The organism is Paenibacillus sp. B1-35 (assembly GCF_050474385.1).
GTDB lineage: Bacteria > Bacillota > Bacilli > Paenibacillales > Paenibacillaceae > Paenibacillus_B > Paenibacillus_B alvei.
Map to the genome: position 1 here is coordinate 668,583 of NZ_JBCHVJ010000001.1, position 24,773 is coordinate 693,355.

25 protein-coding genes are annotated in these 24,773 nt (G+C 46.7%); 21 read left to right on the top strand and 4 right to left on the bottom strand.

Annotation, left to right across the window (positions count from 1 at the left end; genetic code table 11):
* Window positions 1–147: 147 nt before the first annotated feature.
* The 5 genes from ACQ5BJ_RS02950 to ACQ5BJ_RS02970 all read left to right on the top strand — a co-directional run bounded on the left by ACQ5BJ_RS02950 (window position 148) and on the right by ACQ5BJ_RS02970 (window position 6,179).
* Window positions 148–1,809, top strand: coding sequence for an ATP-binding protein (locus ACQ5BJ_RS02950; RefSeq protein ID WP_430108423.1), 1,662 nt, complete (start codon window positions 148–150; stop codon window positions 1,807–1,809).
* Window positions 1,772–2,491, top strand: coding sequence for a response regulator (locus tag ACQ5BJ_RS02955; RefSeq protein WP_367668292.1), 720 nt, complete (start codon window positions 1,772–1,774; stop codon window positions 2,489–2,491). Before ACQ5BJ_RS02950 ends, ACQ5BJ_RS02955 begins: the two co-directional genes overlap by 38 nt.
* Before the next feature lie 170 nt (window positions 2,492–2,661).
* Window positions 2,662–3,993, top strand: coding sequence for a CitMHS family transporter (locus ACQ5BJ_RS02960; protein ID WP_268620212.1), 1,332 nt, complete (start codon window positions 2,662–2,664; stop codon window positions 3,991–3,993).
* A gap of 184 nt (window positions 3,994–4,177) precedes the next feature.
* Complete coding sequence (locus tag ACQ5BJ_RS02965; protein ID WP_412070999.1) at window positions 4,178–4,318, top strand: hypothetical protein; 141 nt, start codon at window positions 4,178–4,180, stop codon at window positions 4,316–4,318.
* A 433-nt stretch (window positions 4,319–4,751) separates the two neighbouring features.
* Window positions 4,752–6,179, top strand: a complete 1,428-nt coding sequence (locus tag ACQ5BJ_RS02970) for an MFS transporter (RefSeq protein WP_430108427.1) — start codon at window positions 4,752–4,754, stop codon at window positions 6,177–6,179.
* Between the two features lie 435 nt (window positions 6,180–6,614).
* Here the strand turns inward: ACQ5BJ_RS02970 and ACQ5BJ_RS02975 are convergent, their stop codons facing one another.
* Window positions 6,615–6,863 (bottom strand): hypothetical protein, encoded by a 249-nt coding sequence (locus ACQ5BJ_RS02975; protein ID WP_289355659.1) that lies wholly within the window; start codon window positions 6,861–6,863, stop codon window positions 6,615–6,617.
* Between the two features lie 126 nt (window positions 6,864–6,989).
* Here ACQ5BJ_RS02975 and ACQ5BJ_RS02980 point away from each other — a divergent pair, with 126 nt between their 5' ends.
* The 3 genes from ACQ5BJ_RS02980 to ACQ5BJ_RS02990 all read left to right on the top strand — a co-directional run bounded on the left by ACQ5BJ_RS02980 (window position 6,990) and on the right by ACQ5BJ_RS02990 (window position 8,886).
* On the top strand, window positions 6,990–7,172 hold the full coding sequence (locus tag ACQ5BJ_RS02980) for a hypothetical protein (protein ID WP_430108430.1): 183 nt from the start codon (window positions 6,990–6,992) through the stop codon (window positions 7,170–7,172).
* A 66-nt stretch (window positions 7,173–7,238) separates the two neighbouring features.
* Window positions 7,239–7,871: an MBL fold metallo-hydrolase gene (locus ACQ5BJ_RS02985; protein WP_430109419.1), complete on the top strand. Its 633-nt coding sequence runs from the start codon at window positions 7,239–7,241 to the stop codon at window positions 7,869–7,871.
* A gap of 121 nt (window positions 7,872–7,992) precedes the next feature.
* Window positions 7,993–8,886, top strand: coding sequence for an alpha/beta hydrolase family protein (locus tag ACQ5BJ_RS02990; RefSeq protein ID WP_430108433.1), 894 nt, complete (start codon window positions 7,993–7,995; stop codon window positions 8,884–8,886).
* 168 nt (window positions 8,887–9,054) lie between these two features.
* On the opposite strand, the gene ACQ5BJ_RS02995 is transcribed toward ACQ5BJ_RS02990, so the two are convergent.
* Entirely contained in the window at window positions 9,055–9,570 is a 516-nt protein-coding gene (locus ACQ5BJ_RS02995; RefSeq protein ID WP_430108436.1) for a DinB family protein, read from the bottom strand.
* 249 nt (window positions 9,571–9,819) lie between these two features.
* Here ACQ5BJ_RS02995 and ACQ5BJ_RS03000 point away from each other — a divergent pair, with 249 nt between their 5' ends.
* Both ACQ5BJ_RS03000 and ACQ5BJ_RS03005 read left to right on the top strand, forming a co-directional pair.
* Window positions 9,820–10,452: a class I SAM-dependent methyltransferase gene (locus tag ACQ5BJ_RS03000; protein WP_268620205.1), complete on the top strand. Its 633-nt coding sequence runs from the start codon at window positions 9,820–9,822 to the stop codon at window positions 10,450–10,452.
* 41 nt (window positions 10,453–10,493) lie between these two features.
* The gene (locus tag ACQ5BJ_RS03005; RefSeq protein ID WP_268620204.1) at window positions 10,494–11,009 is read left to right on the top strand and encodes a DinB family protein; all 516 of its coding nucleotides are present in this window, start codon (window positions 10,494–10,496) and stop codon (window positions 11,007–11,009) included.
* Between the two features lie 152 nt (window positions 11,010–11,161).
* Here ACQ5BJ_RS03005 and ACQ5BJ_RS03010 read toward each other — a convergent pair whose 3' ends face one another.
* Both ACQ5BJ_RS03010 and ACQ5BJ_RS03015 read right to left on the bottom strand, forming a co-directional pair.
* Entirely contained in the window at window positions 11,162–11,557 is a 396-nt protein-coding gene (locus ACQ5BJ_RS03010; protein ID WP_268620203.1) for a hypothetical protein, read from the bottom strand.
* A 289-nt stretch (window positions 11,558–11,846) separates the two neighbouring features.
* Window positions 11,847–12,098 (bottom strand): hypothetical protein, encoded by a 252-nt coding sequence (locus ACQ5BJ_RS03015; protein WP_430108440.1) that lies wholly within the window; start codon window positions 12,096–12,098, stop codon window positions 11,847–11,849.
* A 288-nt stretch (window positions 12,099–12,386) separates the two neighbouring features.
* On the opposite strand from ACQ5BJ_RS03015, the gene ACQ5BJ_RS03020 reads away from it, so the two are divergent.
* From ACQ5BJ_RS03020 to ACQ5BJ_RS03070, 11 genes are all read left to right on the top strand, one after another.
* Window positions 12,387–13,742, top strand: coding sequence for an erythromycin esterase family protein (locus tag ACQ5BJ_RS03020; RefSeq protein WP_430108443.1), 1,356 nt, complete (start codon window positions 12,387–12,389; stop codon window positions 13,740–13,742).
* A gap of 231 nt (window positions 13,743–13,973) precedes the next feature.
* Window positions 13,974–14,930 carry a class A beta-lactamase gene (gene bla, locus ACQ5BJ_RS03025; RefSeq protein ID WP_289355651.1) on the top strand — a complete coding sequence of 319 codons (957 nt, stop codon included), beginning with the start codon at window positions 13,974–13,976 and terminating at the stop codon, window positions 14,928–14,930.
* A 310-nt stretch (window positions 14,931–15,240) separates the two neighbouring features.
* Complete coding sequence (locus ACQ5BJ_RS03030; RefSeq protein ID WP_268622983.1) at window positions 15,241–16,254, top strand: thiamine pyrophosphate-dependent dehydrogenase E1 component subunit alpha; 1,014 nt, start codon at window positions 15,241–15,243, stop codon at window positions 16,252–16,254.
* 15 nt (window positions 16,255–16,269) lie between these two features.
* Window positions 16,270–17,253 (top strand): alpha-ketoacid dehydrogenase subunit beta, encoded by a 984-nt coding sequence (locus ACQ5BJ_RS03035; protein WP_268622982.1) that lies wholly within the window; start codon window positions 16,270–16,272, stop codon window positions 17,251–17,253.
* Window positions 17,254–17,270: 17 nt separating this feature from the next.
* On the top strand, window positions 17,271–18,560 hold the full coding sequence (locus tag ACQ5BJ_RS03040) for a dihydrolipoamide acetyltransferase family protein (protein WP_268622981.1): 1,290 nt from the start codon (window positions 17,271–17,273) through the stop codon (window positions 18,558–18,560).
* Between the two features lie 17 nt (window positions 18,561–18,577).
* Window positions 18,578–19,717, top strand: coding sequence for an acyl-CoA dehydrogenase (locus ACQ5BJ_RS03045; RefSeq protein ID WP_005550123.1), 1,140 nt, complete (start codon window positions 18,578–18,580; stop codon window positions 19,715–19,717).
* 14 nt (window positions 19,718–19,731) lie between these two features.
* Window positions 19,732–21,078, top strand: a complete 1,347-nt coding sequence (locus tag ACQ5BJ_RS03050; protein ID WP_430108448.1) for an acetyl-CoA carboxylase biotin carboxylase subunit — start codon at window positions 19,732–19,734, stop codon at window positions 21,076–21,078.
* A gap of 63 nt (window positions 21,079–21,141) precedes the next feature.
* The gene (locus ACQ5BJ_RS03055; RefSeq protein WP_005550125.1) at window positions 21,142–21,354 is read left to right on the top strand and encodes an acetyl-CoA carboxylase biotin carboxyl carrier protein subunit; all 213 of its coding nucleotides are present in this window, start codon (window positions 21,142–21,144) and stop codon (window positions 21,352–21,354) included.
* 23 nt (window positions 21,355–21,377) lie between these two features.
* On the top strand, window positions 21,378–22,280 hold the full coding sequence (locus ACQ5BJ_RS03060) for a hydroxymethylglutaryl-CoA lyase (protein WP_268622979.1): 903 nt from the start codon (window positions 21,378–21,380) through the stop codon (window positions 22,278–22,280).
* A gap of 38 nt (window positions 22,281–22,318) precedes the next feature.
* On the top strand, window positions 22,319–23,101 hold the full coding sequence (locus ACQ5BJ_RS03065; protein WP_268622978.1) for an enoyl-CoA hydratase: 783 nt from the start codon (window positions 22,319–22,321) through the stop codon (window positions 23,099–23,101).
* A 31-nt stretch (window positions 23,102–23,132) separates the two neighbouring features.
* Complete coding sequence (locus tag ACQ5BJ_RS03070) at window positions 23,133–24,671, top strand: acyl-CoA carboxylase subunit beta (RefSeq protein WP_430108451.1); 1,539 nt, start codon at window positions 23,133–23,135, stop codon at window positions 24,669–24,671.
* Window positions 24,672–24,773: the final 102 nt, after the last annotated feature.

A 24,773-nucleotide genomic window follows, 5' to 3' on the forward strand; every position in this document is an offset into this window, starting at 1 on the left:
CAATATAGCATTGCCAAACCATATATTCCTCTACAACGTACCATTGCTTGTTATAGCAAAAACGTTAAGAAACGGATCATGCTATAATGGAATTATTTGACGATAGGATACTCAAAACTAATCATTTCGATTTTTAGGAGTTGGCGAATGATCCGGTTGTTACATCTGAAATGTAATTTACGGTTGAAGATGATTTTGCTCATCAGCCTACTGATTATTGGAATCTGTTCGATTTTCGGGGTGTTTTTGGAACACTTCATAGGGAAGATAGTAGAAGATCAGACGGGAAAAAGAGCATTGAGTCTGGCGCAAAGCGTCGCGAATATCCCCGAAATACAAAGCGCTTTCCGCTTGAATAATCCTTCCGTCGTGATACAACCGATCGTGAAGCCGATACAGCGGGAATCTGGCGCGGAATTCATAGTTGTCGGAGATACGCGGGAAATCCGGCAATCGCATCCCAATGAAAGCATTATCGGGGCGAAAATGGTCGGAAGCGATAATGACAGGGCCCTGCATCATGGCGAGTCGTACGTGTCCAAAATGGAGGGGACGCTAGGTTTGTCGATTCGAGGGAAGGTTCCCATTTTCGATGAAGGGAAGATCGTAGGGCTCGTGTCGGTCGGTTTTCTTACTAACAATGTGCACCGCATCGTAGCGGAAAATAGCAAATCCCTCTGGCTCACCTTGAGTCTCATTGTTCTGTTTGGCATCGCGGGAGCGGTCTTTATTGCTTCTCATATTAAAAAATTATTGCATAATATGGAGCCCGAGGAGATTTCCCATCTGTATCTGCATAAGGAAGCGATACTGCAGTCCACGCATGAAGGAATTATCGCGGTGGCTAATGATGGCGCAATATCAGCAATGAATAAAGCGGCCAAGGATATTCTTTTCACAGACACGGAGCAGAAACTATTGAATTATGCAGGAGCATCCATTCATGAGATTGTCCCTTCCTTACACAGTGACGCACAGTACAAGGAGAGAAGCCGCTTGGTGAACCGAGAGATGGTGCTGGGCGAAGACATCGTACTCGTCAATCAGACCCCCATTGTAAGGGAAGATGCCGTCACGGGGAGCGTCTACACGTTTCGCAAGAAAACGGAACTGGAGACAGTGACAGAGGAGCTGTCCCGTATTAAGCAATATGCGAATGCGCAGCGGGCGCAGACGCATGAGTACTCCAATAAGCTGCATATCATCCTGGGGCTGGTGCAGAACCGGCGACTACAGGAAGCGATTGATTTTATAAAAAAAGAAAGCAATATGCAGCAGGCCAGGTTAACATTCTTAGCGGAAAAAGTAGCCGATCCTCTGCTTCAAGCCTTATTTCAAGGAAAATTCAATCAAGCGAATGAACTGAATATCTCCATGGTCATCCATCCCGACAGCCGTTTGGAAGGCTCATTTGCAGATGAGAAGCAAGATGCGCTGTTAACCGCCCTGGGCAATATCATTGAGAATGCATTGGAGGCGGTAAGGCAACAGGAAGAGCGTCAACGTAAGGTTGCCATCTTTTTTACGGATATCGGAGAGGATTGTATTTTTGAGATTGAAGATTCAGGAATAGGGGTGGCCGAGGCGGATATCCCCCGTATATTTCAGCAAGGATTTTCAACGAAGCAGGGCAGCCATCGGGGAATGGGTCTGGCACTATCGAAGCTGATGCTCAATGCAGTCGGCGGGGAGATATTGCTGGAGGCAGGGGAAGGTGAGCTCGGAGGAGCTTGTTTTATGATTATGATACCGAAGGACGAGAGGAGATGCTATGAAGGACTTGTTTTCAGTGTTGATCATCGAGGATGACTTTCGAGTAGCGGATATTCATCGGCATTATGTCGAAAAAACGACCGGCTTTGCCGCTCCATACATGGCCAAGAACCGTAAAGAAGCGTTGGATTATTTAGAAAGCGGTGACGCGGTTCCGGATCTGATTCTATTGGATATATATATTCCTGACGTGGAAAAGATGAATCTGTTATGGGAGCTTCGTCAGTCCTGTCATGATGCTGATATCATTATCGTCTCGGCGGAGAAGGATGCCAAGGCGGTTCAGGAAGCGCTTCGCGCCGGGGTGTTCGATTATATTGTCAAGCCGGTAGACGAGGAGCGCTTCAGCCTTACCTTGGCAGAATATAAGGAATATCGGAGCATGATGCGCTCCACCAAAGAAATGAAGCAGAGTGATATCGACGCTTTGTTCGGCTTGCATCGCGTGTTGAGTTCCGTCCGGGCGGATGCGGCTCTCCCGAAGGGGATTGATTCTATCACACTAGAAAAGATTTACTGCGTTTTCACGCAGCAAGTGATCGGGGGAATTACGGCTGTTGAATTAAGCGCCGAGCTTGGCATTAGCCGATCAACGGCGCGGCGTTATTTAGAATATTTAGTATCCTTGAAGAGAGTACGGACGATGCTTATCTATGGCACGGTGGGAAGACCGGAACGCAGATACATCCTTTGTGAAACTTATGAACAAAATCGATAAAATGAATTCTATCGTTCTTATGGCTGCAATATTTATCGCCCGATTTATCCGTGATAAATTTCATAGTAAGCAAAGCGGGTGTTTCGTTCATAGCGAATTGTAAACGCATTCATCCATTGCGGAATACGGAATGGTGAGCAAAGCCGCGATCACGGAAAGGGGATATCCTATTGAGTCTGAGCTTGATTGGTCTAATTACAATTTTAATTATCGTCGCCTTGCTTATTAGCGGCAAAGTGACCCCGATTGTTGCCATGGTGATACCGCCGATCCTTGGCGCATTACTCGCAGGGTATAGTTTTTCGGAAATTGGCGTTTTTTTTGGAAATGGCGTCAGCTCGGTTATCCAAGTCGCGATCATGTTTATTTTCGCGATCATCTTTTTCGGCATTATGCAGGATGTCGGACTCTTTGATCCATTAATCAATAAAATGGTCGCTTTTTCACGCGGAAGCGTCATCACGGTATGTGTCGGAACGGTTTTGGTGGCCGCGATTGCCCATTTAGACGGTTCGGGCGCCTCGACTTTCTTAATTACGATACCTGCGCTGCTGCCCGTGTATAAACGCTTGCAGATGAATCCGTATCTGCTGCTCCTCTTGGTCGGAGGGAGCGCAAGCGTCATGAACATGATTCCGTGGGCGGGTCCGTTGGGCCGAACGGCTACCGTACTGAAAGCGGATGTCACCGAATTATGGCAGCCGCTCATCCCTGTCCAGATTATCGGCATGGTGCTCATGCTTGGATTGGCCACACTTCTCGGCATTCGGGAGAAGCGGAGAATCATCCGCAAATATGGATCACGGGAGGAGGCGGCCACGCTAGAGGCGACGGCGGCAGGAGCGGCTGCTTCGATTTTAGTCCAGTCCGAACAAGTGAAAGGTCTCGCTCGCCCCAGACTTCTGTGGGTCAATGCCTGTCTCGCCTTATCGGTGATTGGCGTACTTGTAGCTGGAATTATCCCGGCGGGCCTAGCTTTTATGATCGGGGTAAGCATCGCCTTGCCGCTTAACTTCTTCAAGGTGAATGAGCAGATGGAACGATTGCGTGCCCACGCGCCTAATGCGCTCACGATGGCCTCAATCATTCTTGCGGCCGGCTTATTTTTGGGCATTCTGAACGGAACCGGCATGCTTACGGCCATTGCCAACGACGCCGTGAAGATACTCCCGAGCAGCATTGCGCCTTATCTGCATATTATCGTCGGCTTACTGGGCGTTCCGTTCGATTTAATATTGAGCACGGATGCGTATTACTTTGCCCTGCTTCCCGTCGTCGATCAGATTGCATCCGGCTTCGGCGTCGCTTCGTTGTCCACTGCGTACGCGATGGTCATTGGTAATATCGTCGGTACATTCGTGAGCCCGCTGTCCCCGGCCTTGTGGCTGGCGCTCGGATTAGCGGGTCTGGAGATGGGCCGCCATATCCGCTACTCACTGTTCTGGATATGGGGCATAAGTATTGTTCTCGTCGTCACTGCTCTATTGATAGGAATTATATAGAAATAAATAGCCAGAAATAATTCTTCTACATCAACCTTGATTGGATTATCCCCAGTCAAGGTTTTTTTGTTGGTTCTGCTATGTTGTTCGCTGCCAGTAATCCGTTATGACAGACGATATTTTTTTATATAAAATGGACTTTTCTGACCCCTGCAATCTCTTATCTATGAAAAGGGGAGTGAACATGAGAGTAAGCCATCTTGTCAAACAAGCCAAAAAAGGCAACAAAGAAGCATTATTACAGCTCATTATGGCCGATAAGGCCGCTTATTCGTCCATCACCTTTTATTGCCCAAAACAAAATGGAGAAGTTGTCAGATTTTAGGTAGAATATATGAAAGCCCGGAGACACTTGCACTAAGGAGTGGATATTCGCCGGGCTTTTATTTTTTGCACACAACAAATATCGCGTGCATTGTATAACGAAATACCTAAAGTCGATATAGGGATTATATTTCTTATCTGTTCGGAGTTGGCACTAAACAAGTTAAGGACTTCATACTGTATACAGTTTAATAAATAACTCATGCTGCAACCCCTGAAATATGGGATGGTAAAAATAATTTGACCCTGTATAATCAAGAATGTTTATTAATTCAAATTTTACAGGATATGGTGATAAAGATGCATGCAAAAGATGAGTTACTGGTCATCAGCGGCAACGGCCATGTAGGGAGTACCATTTGCGTAAAACGGGGGCAGGTTATCATGTTCGACAGCCGACAAGTCGCTCTTCCGCTGAAAGGGAGGGAAGTTTGTTGAGCGTTTCCGCACTTGAAAGCCCCGGAACAGCTGACAACCAGCGGGCATGGATGATGACAGCAATTTGCCTCAGCGCGTTCTTGTCTCACTTTACCGCCGGGGTAGTGAATGTGTCGCTCCCCCGATTCGTCACCGTGTTTCAGTCCGATATTGGGACAGTGCACTGGATGACGACGGGGTATCTTCTCGCCATTACGTCGCTACTTCCCTTAATGGGCAAGTTAGGCGATCGCTGGGGGCATCGCCGCATCCATAACTGCGGCATAGCCCTATTTACAATTAGCTCTGTTCTGGTAGCGATCTCGCCGAATCTTACTGTGCTCCTCCTTATGCGTATTGTGCAAGCAACTGGCGCGGCAATGTTTCAAGCAACGAATATGGCAATCATCACGTTTCATATGCCGGGCGCGATTCGAGGGCGGGCTCTAGGGTTCGTGAGTACCGCTGTTGCTTTGGGGGGCATGGCGGGACCGGTTGCAGGCAGCTTTACCGCGGCCTGGTTGAGCTGGCAATGGGCGTTCCTGATTCATGTGCCTGTGGCAGTCGCGGCAACCGGGTTAGCGCTGCGCTTCATCCCTGCTGATCAGAAGAAAGAAACGAGGAAAGGCTCATTGGACATAGTTGGAGCCATTTTGTTCATGGGCAGCATCGGCATTGGAATCTACGCCATTGTGAACGGAGGCGCCATAGGGTGGGGATCTTCAAATATGCTTCTACTGTACGTAGTCCTGCTAATTCTTTGGCCTTTGGGCTGGTTGTGGCAGTCCCGACAGAAAGAGCCTTTTCTGCCACTCACGGCTTTCCGTATTCCAGCCGTAGCCTGCGGTCTCATCATTAGCTGCGCATCTTTCCTGATGGCCAATATTGCATTAGTTCTCATGCCATTTTATATTTCGGGTATCACTTCGGTATCCACGGCGGATACAGGCTATGTTATGCTGGCGTATCCGCTTCTCCTGGCTGTAATCGGTCCCGTCGCAGGGCACTTATCTGATCGGATAGGATCACGCCGCTTAATGGGACTTGGACTATGCGCCATGGCAGGCGGGTTCATGCTGTTCTCCGGGGTATTCGGCGTATTGCCGTTGTGGGCAGTTATTTGTACGCTGGCCTTGATCGGTTCGGGGATGGGGCTGATCGCCTCGCCGAATAACAGTTTCATTATGAGCCACGCAGTGAAGGAAGACGCAGGGGCGCTCGGAAGCATGATTGCATTGACCCGTAACATTGGCTTGGTGCTTGGTGCCGCGCTGGGACTGGGATTGATAGACGACGGCGATCCTGCCAAACCTTTGGACGCATATCTGAATATCTTTGGATTCGGCGCTTGGATCGGCGCTGCCAGCCTGCTTCCGCTCGGTTACAGTTGGTACGTGCGGAGAAGGATGGTAAAGCGGCAGCATCGTATCAGTGTGGAAAAATGACGGTAAACTGCCAGCGGACACCGGGGGATGTCATTATGTAGTATAATTGGGGAAGGTCCAATTGGGCTTAGCATATGTTAATTAAGGATTGTATCTCAACGCATTCATCCCTTTGGGAGCGGATGCGTTTTTTGTGCAACAGCCCCATCAACAAAACAGTGAGTCACCAGGATTTAGTTGAAATCATTGCAGTATGCTTTTTCGGGCTTTACGGGATATATATGCAGGGGCTTGTAACCGTTAAACATCGATTTCGTTGGAATGAGATTGAACCATGCAGAGAAGACCACACAAACAGGGGAGAAGTGGCGAGAGTATGAAAAAAGAGAGGATAAAGCGGCTCTTCGATTCCTCCACTGAACCATCACCATGGTAGGGGACGAATTATAAGAGCCGCTTATGTATGACGATGTAAGAAATTGTTAGCGAACCGTATTAGTTCGGGTCCCTGCAATAGTCAAGGAATTCTGTCTCCACCCATTCTTTTCGATCCGTTTTGCCATTATCATACAAGCAGGTTTGACTGTAGTGTCTTTTAATAATGGTTTTTCCATTGAAGCAATTTCTTTCGGTGTAGTCTAAAATTTTTTTGCCGCACGAGGCTGCTTGGGACGGGCTTGGCACCGCAACGAGGAATACAGATGCACACACAACAACTGCCATCACTTTTGTTATTTTGCTCATATAATCACCTCCTAATATAAACTTATTTCACTTATTATTGGATTATTCTCCTTTATTATGGAAATGTAATAATCTAATTTCCATCTCGCGACAATTATCAATTAAAACGATATGCAAACTAGGGTCATGAAAAGAAGGTTTATTCTAAACTATCAAGAATTATTGATGAAGCGCGATCAACAGTTCAGGCAGTTCGTCCCGCAAGTAACAATAGCTGCGGAACAGGGGAGCAGTGTAGCAAGGCGTGTATACCACCGCGCTGCGGAGCAGATGCGACTGGGAATTGAGCTTGTCGGGTCTGACGACTAGCAAGAATGCTTACATCACTTTGCTGATAAGGAGCTGAAAAACGTGGAAATTTCGAATGACCTATACATGCTTGAGCTGAACTTTCACGAGAATACCATCCATCCAACTCTTTTGTGGGATCAGGAAATGGCGGTATTAATAGATACCGGGTTTCCAGGACAAATCGAAGATCTAAAAGCGGCTATGAAGAAAGTAGGAGTCTCACTTGATCAGATTAACGTTGTAATTTTGACACATCAGGATATTGATCATATTGGATGTTTACCTGACATTTTGCGAGAGTGCAGCGATCATGTTCAAGTATACGCACACGAATTGGATCAGCCTTATATTCAAGGGGAACTCCCTCTCCTCAAAGATGGACAAATTAAAAATCCCCCCAAAGGTAGGGTAGACAACACGGTAATCGACGGTCAGGAACTTCCCTTTTGCGGGGGAATTCAAATCGTTCACACTCCTGGACATACTCCCGGTCATATCAGCTTGTATGTAAAAAGAAGTAAAACATTAATTGCTGGCGATTCGATGTATAGTGTAAACGGAATACTCACAGGCATTCATGAGCCAACCACTCTCAATATCGAGGAAGCTCGATTATCGGTGAACAAGTACTTGGAGTTTCACATTGAATCTGTTATATGTTATCACGGAGGACTGAGCAGGGGAAAAATAAATGATCAAATTCGAATGTTAAAATAGAATGACATCCCATTTCGCAAAATAGTTCAAAAACGATATCATGATTTACAGCATAGAATATGTATGTTAGCTCCATGGAGGCAATCGAGCCTATATCCTTAATATCTCAGGGGGAACACCTATGAATACAGATGAAATCAAACAGCCCGGATATGCTGGGCTCCGTAAAGTAGAAATATCCGATAATGCTCTGAGCATATCGTTTCCAATGTGGATCATGTATCCTACAGGCACTGCAGAACAAACTATTCAATTAGGGCCTTATCCGACCGAGCTAGCAAGTGATGCGGAGGTCTTGGAAGGAACGTTCCCGTTAGTGCTGATCTCTCACGGTACTGGCAGCACTCCTTTCGCATATCGCATGTTAGCCCAGCATTTAGCGCGTAATGGCTTTATCGTAGGATTGCCGGAACACCCCTTCAATAACAGAAATGATAATAGCTTGGAAGGTACGATGCAAAATCTTGCGAACAGACCAAGACATATTCGGATGGCCATCGATTGGTTTTTTGAAAATGAGAGCTTTGCAGAAAAAGTTATACCAAATGATGTTTCGGTTATCGGTCATTCGCTCGGGGGATACACTGCTTTGGCAGCGGCAGGCGGCGAGCCAACCTCATTTCCACATGAGTCACCGGATGGTCAACCGCAGCGCATTGAGGTTATGCCGGATCCCCGTATTCAGTCGCTTGTACTGCTTGCGCCAGCATCGGTATGGTTTCAATCCGAAGAAGCGTTACGCATGATCAACATTCCGATCTTAATGCTTGATGCCGAAAAAGATCCGTTCACGCCTGCTTTTCACGCGCAAATTATTATGAATGGAGTTGCTGACCGAGATAAGGTTCAATATAGAACCGTGCAAAATGCCGGACATTTTTCCTTTTTGAGCCCATTTCCAGCTTCGATGGTTTCGCCATCATTTCCCCCTTCACAAGATCCTCCTGGCTTTGATCGAATACAGTTTCAAGAGGAGCTTTATGCTGAAATTACGAGATTCTTGAAGAGTAAGTAATCATTTTGCAATTCTGTAAGAATGATTTCGCTAATACGCTAAGGGATAACTGAGTTAGACATCTTATTTGATGTATGGGAACATTTTTGAGCAGACTGTTCGGGCTAACGCATTTCGCGTCGGCCCGTTGGTTTCTCTTCGATTTACCGCATCCTGCAGAGACAGCGATTATACGGATTCCGCTGGTTTCTGGTACCAGAAAAGAGCATAGTCGTGCATGGCCGATGCGTGATCCAACTGACGCAGCATTGTTGACAAGTTGCCCCTATGATAGGTTCCGTGGTTGACCACATGCAGTACAATTTCTGATAAGCGTATTTGGCGAATTCCAGCAAATGGATTGTCTAGCAATATCGTTTGTTCCAAATCAGCTTGGCTTCGGAAGGTTTCTCTATATTGTTCCGATAACTTGGCATAGATTTCAGCGTATTCCTCCACAGAATTCAGGATTTTCTCATTTAGCGGTATGCATGCTGGCAGCGCCTCCCTCATATCCGTACCTGTTAAAATCATGTACCACATCTTATCAACCGTATAAATATGACTAAGGGCATGGGCGATGGTGGGAAAGGAGCTATTCACTTCTTGACTTAGTACAGAAGACGGAAGTTCATTGATTCTATTTAGGATCGTTTGATTCGCCCATGTGTGGTAGTTATACATTTCTACTGGAAGATTCCTCATTCAAATCGTCTCCTTCAAAGATAGTGAGATTGACTAGAATCATTAGCATCTGTACAATAATGGACAAATAAGATCTATAATATCTTTTTAATAGCTTTATACGCTCAAAAGTAATGGCTAAAGCAAAAACATAACGGTAAATTGGCTGCACTTAGTCCTAATGTGGATTTCCATGTTGTAATTACAGATATTGAATGTCTGTAATATATATTAATCATTTCGCATAAATAAAATACAGAGGAGATAAATATGACAGAATTTTGGGAAGCAAGCTTTATAGAGAAACAAATGATGTGGGGATTAGAACCTTCTAACTCCGCTATTTTGGCAAAGAATTTTTTCCTTGAAAAGAAAGTTAAGGACATATTGATACCTGGTTTTGGTTATGGGAGAAATGCAAAGATTTTTTCAGACAACGGAATTCAAGTAACAGGTATTGAGATATCAAAAACTGCGATTGATCTAGCTAGGAATAACGGGGTTACTGCTAATATTTATCATGGTTCAGTGACGAATATGCCATTTGATAACAAACGATATGACGGCATATTCTGTTATGCTCTGATTCATTTACTGAACAGTTGTGAGCGGAAAAAATTAATTCAAAATTGCTATAATCAGTTAAATCCCAATGGATACATGATATTTACTGCTGTTACAAAAAAGGCTCCCATGTATGGCAAGGGCAGAGAACTGAGTCAAGATCGATTTGAGATTATGGATGGCGTCAAAATGTTCTTCTATGATTCGAATTCAGTAAAACGAGAATTTGGGAAGTATGGACTAATCGAGTTTTCAGAGATTGATGAGCCGAATAAAGTGATGGAAAATAAGCCTGCTATGAATTTTGTAATGATAAAATGTAAAAAGGGAGCTAGATAAAGTTCGTAATAAATGATTTTTGGAAAAGGAGCGGAGGGAACATGGTAACACAGCCACTTGCGACAGAGTATGGGGAAGCATTTGCAAATTACATTGGCCAGGTGCCGGCAGGGGATCTGCGGGAGATGCTAGGTAAGCAGCTAGAGCAAACGACGAAACTCATCTCGAACCTCTCGAAGGAGCAGGGGGAGTATCGCTATGCGCCAGGCAAATGGTCTATTAAGGAAGTGCTCGGTCATATCGCTGACACGGAACGCGTCATGGCATACCGGTTGTTGCGCATTGCAAGAGGGGATCAGACTCCTCTGCCGGGATTCGATGAGAATCAGTTCATGAACGGCTCCGCATTCGATTCAATGCCAATGTCCGAGCTGCTGGAGGACTATCAAGCCGTCCGCCATGCGACGTTGACGCTGCTGCGTAGTCTTACCGATGAAGCTGCGCTTCGCACAGGCACCACGAACAACATGACGATATCCGCTCGTGCGCTTGCTTATACGATCGCAGGGCATGAGCTGCATCATTTGCGTGTGCTGAAGGAACGGTATTTGGAATAGGCACGTGATAATTTTATCTTGAAAAAAAGGAGACGATAGCTCTATTTAAAACATTACGAGGCTGCCGCGGGAACAATCGGGTGGCCTCGTTAAGCTGCGGAAGGGATAATCATTAGCATTAATTCATTCCGTGCAATCACGGAGGTCAGTCCCTACCCCTCCTGAACTTTTATGTTCGATTCCAGATTCAAACAATCGCATTCCTTTGCAATCTGCATAGCCCTATCGCCATTATTTTTGTCAACAATTGCAGTGAGTATGATATCAAAGCCAGATACCATCGTCCCACCAGAACTCATACCGCTTGCACTTGTACTTGTGGCAGCTAAAATACCGGAATCGCGTCCAAAGTTGCCGTTGAGTGTAATCGAACCCAAACTTGGAATATCTCCAGTAATAGGGTTATTGGGGTCATACCCACTTCCAGGGTACCCGTCAAAACGATCAATTTCGGACTCGATTACTTCAAATTCGCTCTTCATTTGATCCAAAGCTTTCTTCGCTTGTTCCGGTGATTTAAAGTAAACAATAATCGGTTTTTCAGTCATAAGGATTCTCCTTACCTTCATTTTCAAATAGCTTTACCAGTACTCAGTAAATTACTCATAGAGAGTACGATCATGTTCTAAAAAGAAAGGCCATCTGGCAAAGGATGGCCTTTACACATGTCGTTACAGACAGCTCGGGAACGTGCCGCAAGTAATGACCTTAAGGGCGTGGAAAGACGCCCCAAGGAGGGTATATACTAATGGGAGGATTATTCTTAATAGAGGTGTGTAAATATCTTCCTTCTAAAAAAGAGACGATTCACCATAATGTAGGCAAACCGTCTCTTTTTTAATGGCGTTCTATACGATTAATATTACGAATTGCCTTGGCAATGTCTGGGAGGCTATTAGCTAGAGCAGTTTCAGCCCGTTCAAATCTCCCAAGGGAAAGAAATCGCTTTGCTGCTCGTAAATCCTTTATCGCGCCATTGATTGCAGTCTGGGCATACTGTGAACAGTCTAAACAAAACGGCGGTCTTCGCTGTGAAATAATTGCAATACCTTTGCGTGTTTTAGCGATTTTCCTGTTATTAGAATTCATGGTTATTCCCCCCTTTGTCAAGCAATATATGCTAATCTAATTTCATTTGCCTAGGTTCGTATCATGTAAGTGAAAAACGCTTCTGATATCGAGTATAAGATGAATGGAAATGGAGGATGGCAAAAGAAACAAGGGCTACTGAACTGCTAAGTCGTCGGGTTGCAAGGACATTATTTGATAATGAATGAAGCAACTCCAACTTTATACTTTCCTTAGAAATTCCTGTTACGATGACTTTGCAAATAAAAGAGTAACGAGAATGGATTTCTAAGGAGGAGTATTTTCATCATGCAAGCAGTACAACGATTAAAAGGATTAATAGCTCTAGGTATGGCGTTTACGCTCATTCTATCCCCGTTTAATGCCTCAGCGGCAGCGCAAAAGAATGACGGAGTGAAGGGAAATATAAGGGAGATTACATCGACCACGTCATCGAATTATAAAGATTTAGAGTTTCTGAAGCCGATCTTGAAGGACAAGACGGTCGTCAGTCTCGGTGAGAATTTCCACCGTGTTGCAGAATACAGCAGCATGAAGACAAGATTGATCAAGTATTTACACGAAGAGATGGGGTTTGACGTGATCGCATTTGAATCCGGACTTGGGGATGCTTTCATGACGAGCGAGAATGCCCGCAACTTGACCCCGAAAGAGATGATGCAGCGTTCTATTTTTCCAATTTGGCATTCCAAGGAAACGCTGAATCTGTTCGAATACATAAAGAAGTCGCAGGGAACCAAAAACCCGCTCCATCTCGCAGGTTATGACATGCAATTCACCTCAGGTTATCTTACACAGTTTATTGCCGGCTGGATTTCCAAGGTGGACAAGGAGCAAGGCCAGCAGTATTTCAACTTCGAGATGCAAGCCATGACGGATTTGTATAAGGTACTTAATGAATATGGCATGGAAGATGGCCATCCAGAGGCAAAGGCAGCCGTTAAGAAGGTCAAGGAAACGTACGAGCCAAAATATAACGCTTTGATCCAATTCATCCAAGAGCACAAGAAGGAGCTCGCAGCGGCTTATCCAGCCAACCCGAATATGGTGGATATTGCGATCAAGACGCTCGGAGATCGAGTAAAGTTCATCGAGATGGGGATGTGCAATACGAAGGAAAGCTATGAATTCCGCGACCGAATTATGGCTGACAACGTCGAATGGCTAATGAAGGTGATGTATCCCGGCAAAAAAGTGATATTATGGGCACATAACGATCATTTAGCGAAGAATACATCTAAGATTCAGACCAAAGAGCAAGGAAAATGGATCGGCAGCTTCACCAGCATGGGCGAACTGCTCCATAAGAAGCTGAAGGATAAAGCTTATGTCATTGGGCTCTATATGAAAAGCGGCAAGGCAAGCACCATTACGACGCAGAAGCTCTTCGATATTAAGCCAATGCCGAAGGGAAGTCTGGAAGAGTTGATGATGCGAAGCGGGTATAAAATTGCATATGCCGATCTTTCCAAGCATAAGTCCCCGAAGCAGAGCAACTCATGGATGTTCAAGCCGATTTATGCAGCGGAGGATGGTATGACGTCGGAGATTATTGAGCCGATGTCAATGCGATTCGTTCCAAAAGAACAGTTCGACGGTATCATCGTCTTCGATAAAGTGAAGGAACCTACAACCAAGTTCTAATCCGTCTCTATATAGAGGCGATAAATTTAAATATTATAAATAGAAAGTGCCTAGAGCTCATATAGGCACTTTTTTCTATTTTAAAAATAAGGATATTTTCAGCCTCATGTCATCCATAAACTCGTTTACAATCCATATCTAGGCAGATAGAATTGTAATTCTAGGGAACGCTTGTTAAGCTGGTAATAACTACACATCTTATAATCAACACGATCAATGTGGTGAAAACAAATGAATGGAAACAAACTAGGGAAGGTAGGGATCTTTTTGAAACATACCAGAATACGAAAAATAGCGCTTTTCGTCGGAATATTATCTTTGTCTCTTACAAATGTCAACTTGTTTACTGGGGTATCCTTACAGGCAGAAGCAAAAGAAAAAAACGACCAAATACCCAAGCCTGCCAATCAAGCTCATCAGCAATTCGTTCAACTTGAGAAAAAGTATGATGCTCGACTGGGCGTTTATGCGATCGATACAGGCACGAACCAGACAATCACTTATCGTTCAAATGAACGGTTTGCTTATACGTCTACTTTCAAGGCTTTGGCAGCAGGAGTTCTACTACAGAAAAACGAAATTGAGCAGCTTGACAAAGTTATTACGTATACAAAAGATGATCTTGTTGAATATTCACCGATCACGGAGAAGCATGTGGATACGGGAATGACACTTGGGGAACTTGCAGAGGCTGCCGTTCGTTTCAGTGATAATACGGCAGTCAACCTTTTTCTTAAAGAACTAGATGGACCAAAAGGAATCGAAAAAGCGCTAAGACAAATTGGTGATCAGGTTACTCACGCGGATCGTTATGAAACAGAATTAAACGAGGCTACTCCTGGAGACATTCGCGATACAAGCACACCTCAAGCGCTTGCTGATGATCTGAAGGCTTTCACAGTCGGAAATGCGCTCCCGGCCGATAAACAAAATCTCCTAATGAATTGGATGCGCGGAAATGCTACCGGAGACAAGCTTATTCGCGCTGGCGTTCCAATAGATTGGGAAGTTGCCGATAAATCAGGAGCAGGAGGCTACGGAACACGAAACGATATCGCCATCGTATGGCCACCAAATCGAGCGCCTATTATCATTGCAGTTCTATCCAGCCGCGATAAGAAAGATGCTGCCTATCATAACGAACTGATTGCAGAGGCTGCTAAGGTTACAATGAAAGCTCTCCAGTGACCCCTTTGCTGCTCCATTCCTTATAAAATGCTATCTATTATGGTCGCACCTCATCGTATCAGACTAAAAATACACAGCGCCGACAAAGGCGCTGTGTTTTTATTTTCACAGGGTTCCTGTTGAACATCCCCCGTTACTGTAACCGTTTGAATATGATTCTTTTGCAATGATTAAGATCTGAAGCATTTCAAATGACTATATTTTTTTTGCATCGTTACTATGCACTATTTGTATTTCACGATTGGAATGGCAGTATGTAACATAAAGGAAACCGCAGTATGCAGCGGCACAATTGTCGGAGGGATACGATATGAATAACATCGGAAATGGTCAAGTCCAGAACCGGCACCAAGCACTGGGGTTGTCAGATCAGCAGGTTCTTGAAATGTATCAGCATATGGTCTTGGCGCGGAAAGTAGATGAACGGATGTGGCTGCTGAATCGTGCGGGAAAGATCCCTTTTCTCGTTTCTTGCCAAGGTCATGAAGCAGCACAGATAGGGGCCACATACGCGTTGGATCAAATGAAAGATTTTCTGTGTCCCTATTATCGGGACATGGGTATGGTTATTGCTTTCGGCCTGACAGCACAGGAATTAATGCTTTCCGCTTTCGCAAAGGCAGGAGATCCAACGAGCGGCGGACGCCAAATGCCGGGTCATTACGGGAGCAAAAGCCGGAATATTCTCTCGGGCTCTAGTGTCGTGTCGAGCCAAATTCCGCACGCAGTTGGAATCGCTTTATCTGGAAAAATGCAAGAAAAAAAGCTAGTCGCATTAACAGCCTTTGGGGACGGCGGCAGCAACCAAGGGGAATTTCATGAAGCGGCGAACTTTGCGGGGGTGCACAAGCTGCCTGTCATTTTCTTGTGCGAGAACAACAAGTACGCCATATCGGTTCCGTTTTCCAAGCAGGCGGCTTGCGAAAGCATCGCGGATCGGGCAAAGGGCTATGGGTTTCCTGGCATCAGTGTGGATGGAAATGATCCATTAGAAGTATACAAGGTCACGAAAGAAGCGGTCGATCGGGCAAGAAGAGGAGAAGGGCCTACGCTTATCGAGGCGGTGCTCTATCGTTTAGTCCCGCATTCAAGCGATGACGATGATCGATCCTACCGTTCCCGCGAAGAAGTGGAAGAGGCCAGGAAGCAGGATCCGCTCGTATCCTTCAGCAATTATCTGAAACATTCGGGACTGTTGGATGAACATACAGACAGGGAGATCCATGATCGAATACTCATGGAAGTCGATGAGGCTACGGAATATGCGGAGTATGCCCCGGATTCAGCTCCGGAAGATGCCCTTAAGCACGTTTATGCAAAATAAGGGGAGTGAGGAGAAATGGCCGTAATTTCTTATCTTGAAGCAGTGTCCCAAGCTCTTCGAGAGGAAATGCAGCAAGATAGCAGGGTATTTGTATTAGGAGAAGACGTCGGAGTGCGTGGGGGCGTATTTCGGGTTACACAGGGATTCCATGAGGAATTCGGGGAACAGCGGGTTATCGACACGCCGCTATCGGAAGCGGCCATTGCAGGCGTATCGATTGGAGCGGCTGCTCATGGAATGAGGCCAGTTGCAGAAATTCAGTTTGCCGAATATATCATGCCTGCCGTCAACCAAATTGTGAATGAAGCAGCCAAAATGAGATACCGCTCCAACGGAGATTGGAACTGTCCCTTGGTTATTCGTGCCCCTTATGGCGGAGGGGTTCGCGGAGCCCTCTATCATTCACAAAGCGTAGAAGCGATGTTTTGCTGCATTCCTGGCTTAAAAGTGGTCACGCCCTCCACTCCGTATGATGCCAAAGGCTTGCTTAAGGCGGCCATCCGCGATGAAGATCCTGTTATTTTCTTCGAGCATAAGCGATGTTATCGTTCGATCAAAGGAGAAGTGCCGGCCTCGGATTACACGGTGCCGATCGGGAAGGCGGATATTAAGCAGCAAGGGGAAGACATCACCGTTATTTCTTACGGTCTAACCTTGCATTTTGCGCTAAAAGCGGCAGAGCAGCTATCCAAAGATGGATACAGCGCTCACATTCTGGATCTGCGCACCCTATATCCTCTGGACAAGGAAGCTATTGTAGAGGCTGCTCGCAAAACCGGAAAAGTGCTCATTATTCATGAAGACAACAAGGAAGGCGGCGTTGGTGCTGAAGTCGCGGCGATCATCGCAGAGGAATGCCTCTATGAACTGGATGCTCCGATCAAACGCCTTTGCGCTCCGGACGTCCCCGCTATGCCTTACAGCTTGCCAATGGAAAAGTTCTTCATGCTCAACCCGGATAAAGTATATCAGGCCATGAAAGAATTGGCTGAATTGTGATCCGACGGGAGGAGAATATGGCTGAGAAAATCGTTATGCCCCAGTTAGGTGAAAGTGTAACGGAAGGAACCATTTCCAAGTGGCTCGTCAACGTTGGGGATAAAGTCAATAAATACGATCCTGTATGCGAAGTGCTGACAGATAAAGTGACTGCGGAGGTTCCTTCTACTTTTAGCGGCACGATAACCGAAATTGTCGTTCAAGAAGACGAAACGGTAGCAGTAGGAACTTTGCTCTGCTGTATTGAGGAGGAAAAACAAGCGGTCATACCGGGTGAATCCAAGCCAACTGCCGCCGACCCATATGAAAAAACCGTTGATACTACCGTACAATCAGCCAGGCAGCAGCGCTATTCGCCAGCCGTGCTCAAACTGGCGCAAGACAACAACCTCGATCTTTCCCGTATAGAAGGATCAGGCATTGCGGGACGCATCACCCGGAGAGACATCATGCAAATCGTACAAGGAAAGAAACAACCCAAAGACTCCCCAGTTTCGCAAAAAGAATCTCCATCTCAGTCGTCATCACAAGCGGCACCATCAATTCCCGCTATTTCACTGCCGTCCGAATCCATTGATGCATGTTCTGTCTTACATGCTACCATTCATCAAACCGACGAGATGATCCCGGTTACCGGCGTCCGCAAGACGATAGCCAAACGAATGGTACAAAGCAAGCAGGAAATCCCGCACGCATGGCTTATGGTAGAATGCGATGTCACGAATCTGGTTAGTTATCGGAGCCGGATCAAAGACGAGTTTAAGAAAACAGAAGGACTCCATCTCACTTATTTGCCATTCTTTATTAAGTCAGTAGCGGAAGCTCTGAAGGAATTCCCTATTTTAAATTCGCAGTGGACAGACAATCACATCATCGCCAAAAAAGCGGTTCATATCTCGATTGCCGTGGCCACCGAGAATGCCTTATTCGTTCCGGTCATTAAGGACGCCGACCAGAAAAGCATTTTCGGTCTAGCCAAAGCGATAGACGAATTGATCACGAAAACGAGAGAAGGCAAGTTAACGCAGGCGGATCTAACTGGCGGAACGTTTACCGTGAATAACACAGGCTCCTTCGGCTCCGTGCTTTCAGCCCCGATCATCAATCCACCGCAGGTAGCCATTTTAAGTATGGAAGCCATCGTCAAACGACCGATCGTCATCAATAACATGATTGCCGTTCGCGATATGATGAACATTTGTCTTTCCTTGGATCACCGGGTTTTGGACGGTCTTGTGTGCGGCCGCTTCTTGAAGAGAGTCAAGCAAAAGATTGAAAGTTACGGCACGGACATTGGACTTTATTAAAAAGGAGCGATGAAATCATGCATTTTGATTTAACCGAAGAACAGGCCTTGATCAAAAAAATGATGCGCGATTTTTCGGAGGGTGAGGTTGCACCGGGCGCGGATGAACGGGATCGTACGAAGCAATTTCCGAAGGATGTCTTCGATAAATTAACGAAGGTAGGCGTCATGGGTCTTCCTTTTCCCGAACAGTATGGCGGCGGGGGAGCGGATACCATTAGCTTTGCTATCGCTGTAGAAGAATTAAGCCGGGTCTGCGCATCTACGGGTATTACCTATTCCGCTCATATTTCATTAGGCGGAGCACCAATCCATTTATTCGGAACGCACGAGCAAAAGAAAAAATACTTAACTCCTCTTTGTACAGGGGAATACATGGGCGCGTTTGGACTGACGGAACCGAATGCAGGCTCCGACGCAGGCGGAACCCAAACGACAGCGAAGTTGAATGGGAGCCAGTGGATCATTTCCGGTTCCAAATGCTTCATTACCAACGCAAGCTTTGCCAAAAACCTGTCGCTCACGGCCGTCACCGATCGCACCAAAGGGACGGATGGAATCAGTGCGTTTATCGTGTCTACAGATGCGCCAGGATTTACGGTCATTAACAATTACGAAAAAATGGGGCTGCACGCTTCAAATACAACGGAATTAATTTTACAAGATGTAACCGTTCCCAAAGAAAATCTTCTAGGGAAAGAAGGACATGGATACAAGCAATTTTTAGCTACGCTTGACGGAGGCCGAATTGGTATCGGAGCGATGGCGGTTGGAATTGCCCAAGGGGCTTACGAAAAATCACTCCAATATGCTAAAGAAAGAAAACAGTTTGGACAAAGCTTATCCTCCTTTCAAGCCATCCAATTCAAGCTGGCCGACATGGCCATGAATATTGAACTGGCACGCACTATGGTGTATAAAGCGGCATGGCTTAAGGATAAAGGCAGGAAGTTCAAGAAGGAAGCGGCAATGGCCAAATTATTTGCTTCGGAAATATGCATGAAGGCGTGCGATCAAGCCGTTCAGATCCATGGCGGTTATGGATATATGAAAGAATACCAGGTTGAGCGGTTCTTCCGGGACGCCAAGCTGCTTGAGATCGGGGAAGGAACTTCGGAAGTGCAACGAATGGTCATTGCACGCCAGATCGGTTGTTAAAGGGGATCGTGACTATGTTCAAAAAGATTCTAATCGCCAACCGAGGCGAAATTGCAGCTCGAGTGATCCGCACTTGCAAAACGCTGGGCATTGCCACCGTCAGCATCTACTCGAAAGTGGATAAAGAAGCCCCTCACGTCAAAATGGCGGATGAGGCCTACGAAGTCGGAAATCCCAAAGTAACAGACAGCTATTTAAAAATTGACAAAATTTTAGAAATCGCCCTTCTTTCAAAAGCGGATGCGATACACCCCGGCTACGGACTTCTTTCGGAAAATGCGGAATTTGCACGCCGTTGCGAGGAAGCCGGTATCGTATTTATCGGTCCATCAGCAGATGTCATTGCCCGTATGGGCAGTAAAATTGAAGCCCGAAACAGCATGGAACAGGCAGGCGTGCCTGTTGTCCCCGGCATTTCCTGCCCGTTAGCGGATGCGGAAGAAGCGGCACAGGCAGCCAGCCGTATCGGCTATCCGGTTATGCTGAAAGCCTCGGCCGGCGGTGGCGGCATCGGCATGCAAATCGTAAATAACGAATCGGAGATGAAGCAAGCATTTGAGGGGAACCAGAAGCGTGCTGCTAATTTCTTCGGAGATGGGGCCATGTATCTAGAGAAAGTCGTGGAAAATCCTCGGCATATCGAAATTCAGATTTTGGCTGACGCCCAGGGGAATACCGTCTACTTATGGGAGCGGGAATGTTCCATTCAACGGCGTCATCAAAAAGTCGTAGAGGAAGCTCCTTCTGCCTTTTTGGATGAACTCATGCGAGAAAAAATGGGAGAAGCGGCGGTTAGGGCGGCTAAATCGATTGGATACCGGAATGCCGGAACGATCGAATTTTTAGTCGACGAGCACAGAAATTTCTATTTCCTTGAAATGAATACTCGTCTGCAGGTGGAGCATACGATTACAGAAGAGATTACCGGCTTGGACTTGGTTGCAGAGCAACTGCGAATTGCGGCAGGACATTCTTTGAACTTTGGTCAATCTGATGTGAAACGCGAAGGCCATGCGATTGAAGTTCGGATTTATGCGGAAGATCCGAAGACGTTCTTCCCATCTCCAGGAGTAATTACAAAGTTTTCTACACCTGAAGGAGAAGGAATCCGCCATGAGCTGGCTGTACACGATGGTTCTGTGGTCACGCCCTTCTATGATCCGATGATTGCAAAGCTGATCGTCAAAGGGAAGGATCGCAATGAAGCGATTGATCGGCTTCAACAGGCGCTGGCCGAGTATCAGGTTGAAGGCATCAAGACAAACATCCCAATGCTGCAAGAAGTCCTCGCGCATCCGGCATTTCGTTCAGGCAATACAACAACAGGCTTTGTTGCGAAATATGTACTGAAGCAGACATGACTTGATTGGATAAGGCCTCGGCGAGTTACCGAAAGGCTATTCGTAAAAAAGGAGGTTATTCAGATGAGCAAAATCGTGGCGGTTATGGCGGGGAATGTATATAAGATTCTTGTCAAGCCTGGGGATCAAGTCGAGGCAGGACAAAATGTGGTCGTGTTGGAATCGATGAAAATGGAGATTTCCATTACATCTGGCACCGGAGGGACGGTAAACAAGGTCAACGTGAGCGAAGGCGACTTTGTTGATGAGGGAGAGCTGTTGATCGAGTTGGATTAAACGGATGCTGGGGGTTGGGGGAGATGAACTGGCCGGCGAGTGTGACGATCAAAGAGGTGGGTCCAAGGGACGGATTGCAAAATGAGAAGGTGTTCGTTGCAACAGAAGATAAAATCGCTTGGATCAACCAATTGTCCGGTACCGGAATGAAATCCTTAGAAATCACTTCATTTGTGAATCCGAAGTGGATTCCAGCGCTGGCAGATGCCGCTGAAGTTGCAAAAGGAATTAAGCGTATGCCTGGCATTACGTATTCGGCGCTCGTTCCGAATCGGCAGGGCCTAGAGCGAGCACTTGAAGCCAACGTGGATGAAGCGGCCGTCTTTATGTCTGCCAGCGAGACCCATAATCAAAGGAATATAAACAAGTCAATAAACGTTACTTTTCCCATTCTGCGAGAAGTTGTGCAAGCTGCTCTTTCCGCAGGTAAGTCAGTCCGCGGTTATGTATCAACGGTCTTTGGCTGTCCTTATGAAGGTCCTGTTTCTATCGACGAGGTCATCCGAGTATCGGATACGTTGTTCGAAATGGGGATAAGCGAGTTATCTCTAGGGGATACAATCGGCATTGCAAATCCAAAGCAGGTACAAGACGTATTGGATATGCTTCTAAAGCGTTTTGATGCCAAGAAACTGGCTCTGCACTTTCACGATACACGTGGAACGGCACTGGCTAATATTCTGGTGTCCATGGACATGGGGATCACAACATTCGATGCCTCTGTCGGAGGACTGGGAGGGTGCCCGTATGCCCCTGGAGCCTCCGGCAATGTCGCTTCGGATGATTTGCTTTTCATGCTGGATGCGATGGGGATTCAGACGGGGGTAAATCAGGAAAAGCTGCTCTCCGCGGCGCGCTTCATTCAGGAGAAGATCGGAAGAACGTTGCCGAGCCGGAATCTACAGGTCGACAGCTCGAACGAATAAGCAGGTGCATGATTTGGTTCAGGGAAGGAGGAGCGATCATGGAAAAAGCCGTATTAGTTTCTAACAGGGGAAATGGAATTGTGCTCATCACGTTGAACCGGCCGGAAGCCGCCAATTCGTTATCAATCAAGATGCTCGAACAATTGCGTGATGCGGCAGCGGCATGTAAATTGGATCGGACTGTTCGCTGTATCGTAATCACGGGCGCTGGCGAGAAAGCATTTTGCGCAGGGGCCGATTTAAAAGAACGCGCAGGCATGGACATGAACCAGGTACGCAAAACAGTTTCTTTGATTCGCGAGACCATCAATGAGGTAGAAGCCTTGCCCCAGCCTGTCATTGCCGCTATGAACGGAGCCGCTGTTGGCGGGGGAATGGAAGTGGCGTTGGCCTGTGACATTCGGATTGCCTCTACAACCGCCACATTCGCCCTTGCGGAGACTTCGCTCGGGATTATTCCCGGCGCTGGAGGAACGCAACGGCTGCCGAGGCTGATCGGGAAGGGGCGCGCGAAGGAACTCATTTTCACGGCAAGAAAAATCGATGCCGAAGAAGCAAGAAACATCGGGCTGGTAGAGGCTGTGACTCCGCCTGAATTCCTGCTCGATAAGGCCTTAGAAATGGCGGGCCGTATTGTTCGAAATGCTCCAATCGCTGTGACCCAGGCCAAATTTGCCATCGATAAGGGATTGGAAGTGGGGCTGAACACCGGGCTGGCGATTGAGCAGCATGCATATGAAGCGACGATTCCGACAAAGGATCGCTTGGAAGGACTGCAGGCGTTCAAAGAGAAACGTCCTCCCATATTTAAGGGCGAGTAACAAGCATGTCGCAGATAAGGAGGAATAGGGGATGTCCATCGAATTCAATCCGGAGGAGCTGCAGGAACGTGTTTCACGAATTCTCAAAGGAGGGGATCCGTCTTATCATCAAAAGAATGCAGATAAAGGAAAGCGATTTGTGCGCGACCGGTTGAAGCTATTGTTTGATCCGGGTTTCGAGCTGGAGGATGCATTGTTCGCTAACTGCGCTGCAGAAGATCTTCCGGCGGATGGCGTCGTTACGGCGATTGGAAAGATGAACGGGAGAACCGTGTGTGTAATGGCCAATGATTCTACCGTAAAAGCCGGTTCTTGGGGATCGCGTACGGTAGAGAAGATCATTCGAATCCAAGAGACGGCGGAGAAAATGAGAGTTCCGTTGATTTATCTCGTGGATTCAGCCGGTGCCCGCATTACAGATCAGGTCGAGATGTTTCCCGGCAGGCGCGGAGCTGGCCGTATTTTTTACAATCAAGTCAAATTGTCGGGCAAAATCCCTCAAATCTGCCTGCTGTTCGGCCCTTCGGCTGCGGGCGGAGCCTACATTCCGGCATTTTGCGATATCGTGATTATGGTAGATGGAAATGCATCGATGTATCTCGGATCCCCGCGAATGGCGGAGATGGTGATTGGAGAAAAGGTTACGCTAGAAGAGATGGGCGGAGCTCATATGCACTGCTCGATTTCAGGGTGCGGGGATGTACTGGCAAAAACCGAAGAAGAAGCCATTTTGATGGCGCGGCGATATCTTTCTTATTTTCCCTCCCATTTTTCTGAACAACCGCCGGTCGCAGAACCAGTGGCACCACCATTCTTTGAGAAATCATTGGAAGAGCTCATCCCGACCAATCAGAATGCCCCGTTCAATATGTATGACCTGATTGATCGGATTATCGACGAGAGATCATTCTTTGAGATAAAGAAGCTGTTTGCCGGAGAGCTCATTACAGGATTGGCCCGAATGAACGGAAAACCAGTCGGGATTATTGCCAATCAGCCGCGGGTGAAGGGAGGCGTGCTGTTCCTCGATTCAGCGGATAAGGCAGCCAGATTTATTACCCTTTGCGATGCATTTCATATCCCGCTTCTATTTCTTGCCGACGTCCCCGGTTTTATGATCGGCACGAAGGTGGAGCGAGCAGGAATTATCCGCCATGGGGCGAAAATGATATCAGCTATGTCCGAAGCAACCGTGCCTAAAATTTCGGTAATCGTTCGCAAAGCGTACGGAGCAGGCCTTTATGCGATGGCTGGTCCAGCATTTGAACCGGATTGTTGTCTTGCATTGCCTACGGCCCAAATTGCGGTGATGGGGCCAGAGGCCGCAGTTAATGCCGTATATGCCAATAAAATTGCGGGGCTTCCTGAAAACGAGCGAGCTGCCTTTATCGAACAAAAGCGTGAAGAATATAAGCAGGACATTGATATTTACCGGCTAGCCTCGGAAATGATTATTGACGGAATTATTCCTGCCAATTCGCTGCGTACCGAGTTAGTCAAGCGTTTCGATGCTTATTCATCAAAGGCTGTCGTCTTCTCAGAGCGCAAGCATCCGGTATATCCGGTTTAAACCATCGACATTTTCGAACAGCACCAAGCGTTTAGCGGCGCGAGGTGCTGTTTTTGGCGTGTCAAGCATATCATGATCTTGAGCCAAGGGATGAATGGTTTG

Bases quoted from the DNA above. Each gene is read 5' to 3' on its own strand.
- ACQ5BJ_RS02950 (WP_430108423.1), top strand. From the start codon at position 148: ATGATCCGGTTGTTACATCTGAAATGTAATTTACGGTTGAAGATGATT.
- ACQ5BJ_RS02955 (WP_367668292.1), top strand. From the start codon at position 1,772: ATGAAGGACTTGTTTTCAGTGTTGATCATCGAGGATGACTTTCGAGTA.
- ACQ5BJ_RS02965 (WP_412070999.1), top strand. From the start codon at position 4,178: ATGAGAGTAAGCCATCTTGTCAAACAAGCCAAAAAAGGCAACAAAGAA.
- ACQ5BJ_RS02975 (WP_289355659.1), bottom strand. From the start codon at position 6,863: ATGAGCAAAATAACAAAAGTGATGGCAGTTGTTGTGTGTGCATCTGTA.
- ACQ5BJ_RS02980 (WP_430108430.1), top strand. From the start codon at position 6,990: ATGAAAAGAAGGTTTATTCTAAACTATCAAGAATTATTGATGAAGCGC.
- ACQ5BJ_RS02985 (WP_430109419.1), top strand. From the start codon at position 7,239: ATGCTTGAGCTGAACTTTCACGAGAATACCATCCATCCAACTCTTTTG.
- ACQ5BJ_RS02990 (WP_430108433.1), top strand. From the start codon at position 7,993: ATGAATACAGATGAAATCAAACAGCCCGGATATGCTGGGCTCCGTAAA.
- ACQ5BJ_RS02995 (WP_430108436.1), bottom strand. From the start codon at position 9,570: ATGAGGAATCTTCCAGTAGAAATGTATAACTACCACACATGGGCGAAT.
- ACQ5BJ_RS03000 (WP_268620205.1), top strand. From the start codon at position 9,820: ATGACAGAATTTTGGGAAGCAAGCTTTATAGAGAAACAAATGATGTGG.
- ACQ5BJ_RS03005 (WP_268620204.1), top strand. From the start codon at position 10,494: ATGGTAACACAGCCACTTGCGACAGAGTATGGGGAAGCATTTGCAAAT.
- ACQ5BJ_RS03010 (WP_268620203.1), bottom strand. From the start codon at position 11,557: ATGACTGAAAAACCGATTATTGTTTACTTTAAATCACCGGAACAAGCG.
- ACQ5BJ_RS03015 (WP_430108440.1), bottom strand. From the start codon at position 12,098: ATGAATTCTAATAACAGGAAAATCGCTAAAACACGCAAAGGTATTGCA.
- ACQ5BJ_RS03020 (WP_430108443.1), top strand. From the start codon at position 12,387: ATGCAAGCAGTACAACGATTAAAAGGATTAATAGCTCTAGGTATGGCG.
- bla (WP_289355651.1), top strand. From the start codon at position 13,974: ATGAATGGAAACAAACTAGGGAAGGTAGGGATCTTTTTGAAACATACC.
- ACQ5BJ_RS03030 (WP_268622983.1), top strand. From the start codon at position 15,241: ATGAATAACATCGGAAATGGTCAAGTCCAGAACCGGCACCAAGCACTG.
- ACQ5BJ_RS03035 (WP_268622982.1), top strand. From the start codon at position 16,270: ATGGCCGTAATTTCTTATCTTGAAGCAGTGTCCCAAGCTCTTCGAGAG.
- ACQ5BJ_RS03040 (WP_268622981.1), top strand. From the start codon at position 17,271: ATGGCTGAGAAAATCGTTATGCCCCAGTTAGGTGAAAGTGTAACGGAA.
- ACQ5BJ_RS03045 (WP_005550123.1), top strand. From the start codon at position 18,578: ATGCATTTTGATTTAACCGAAGAACAGGCCTTGATCAAAAAAATGATG.
- ACQ5BJ_RS03050 (WP_430108448.1), top strand. From the start codon at position 19,732: ATGTTCAAAAAGATTCTAATCGCCAACCGAGGCGAAATTGCAGCTCGA.
- ACQ5BJ_RS03055 (WP_005550125.1), top strand. From the start codon at position 21,142: ATGAGCAAAATCGTGGCGGTTATGGCGGGGAATGTATATAAGATTCTT.
- ACQ5BJ_RS03060 (WP_268622979.1), top strand. From the start codon at position 21,378: ATGAACTGGCCGGCGAGTGTGACGATCAAAGAGGTGGGTCCAAGGGAC.
- ACQ5BJ_RS03065 (WP_268622978.1), top strand. From the start codon at position 22,319: ATGGAAAAAGCCGTATTAGTTTCTAACAGGGGAAATGGAATTGTGCTC.
- ACQ5BJ_RS03070 (WP_430108451.1), top strand. From the start codon at position 23,133: ATGTCCATCGAATTCAATCCGGAGGAGCTGCAGGAACGTGTTTCACGA.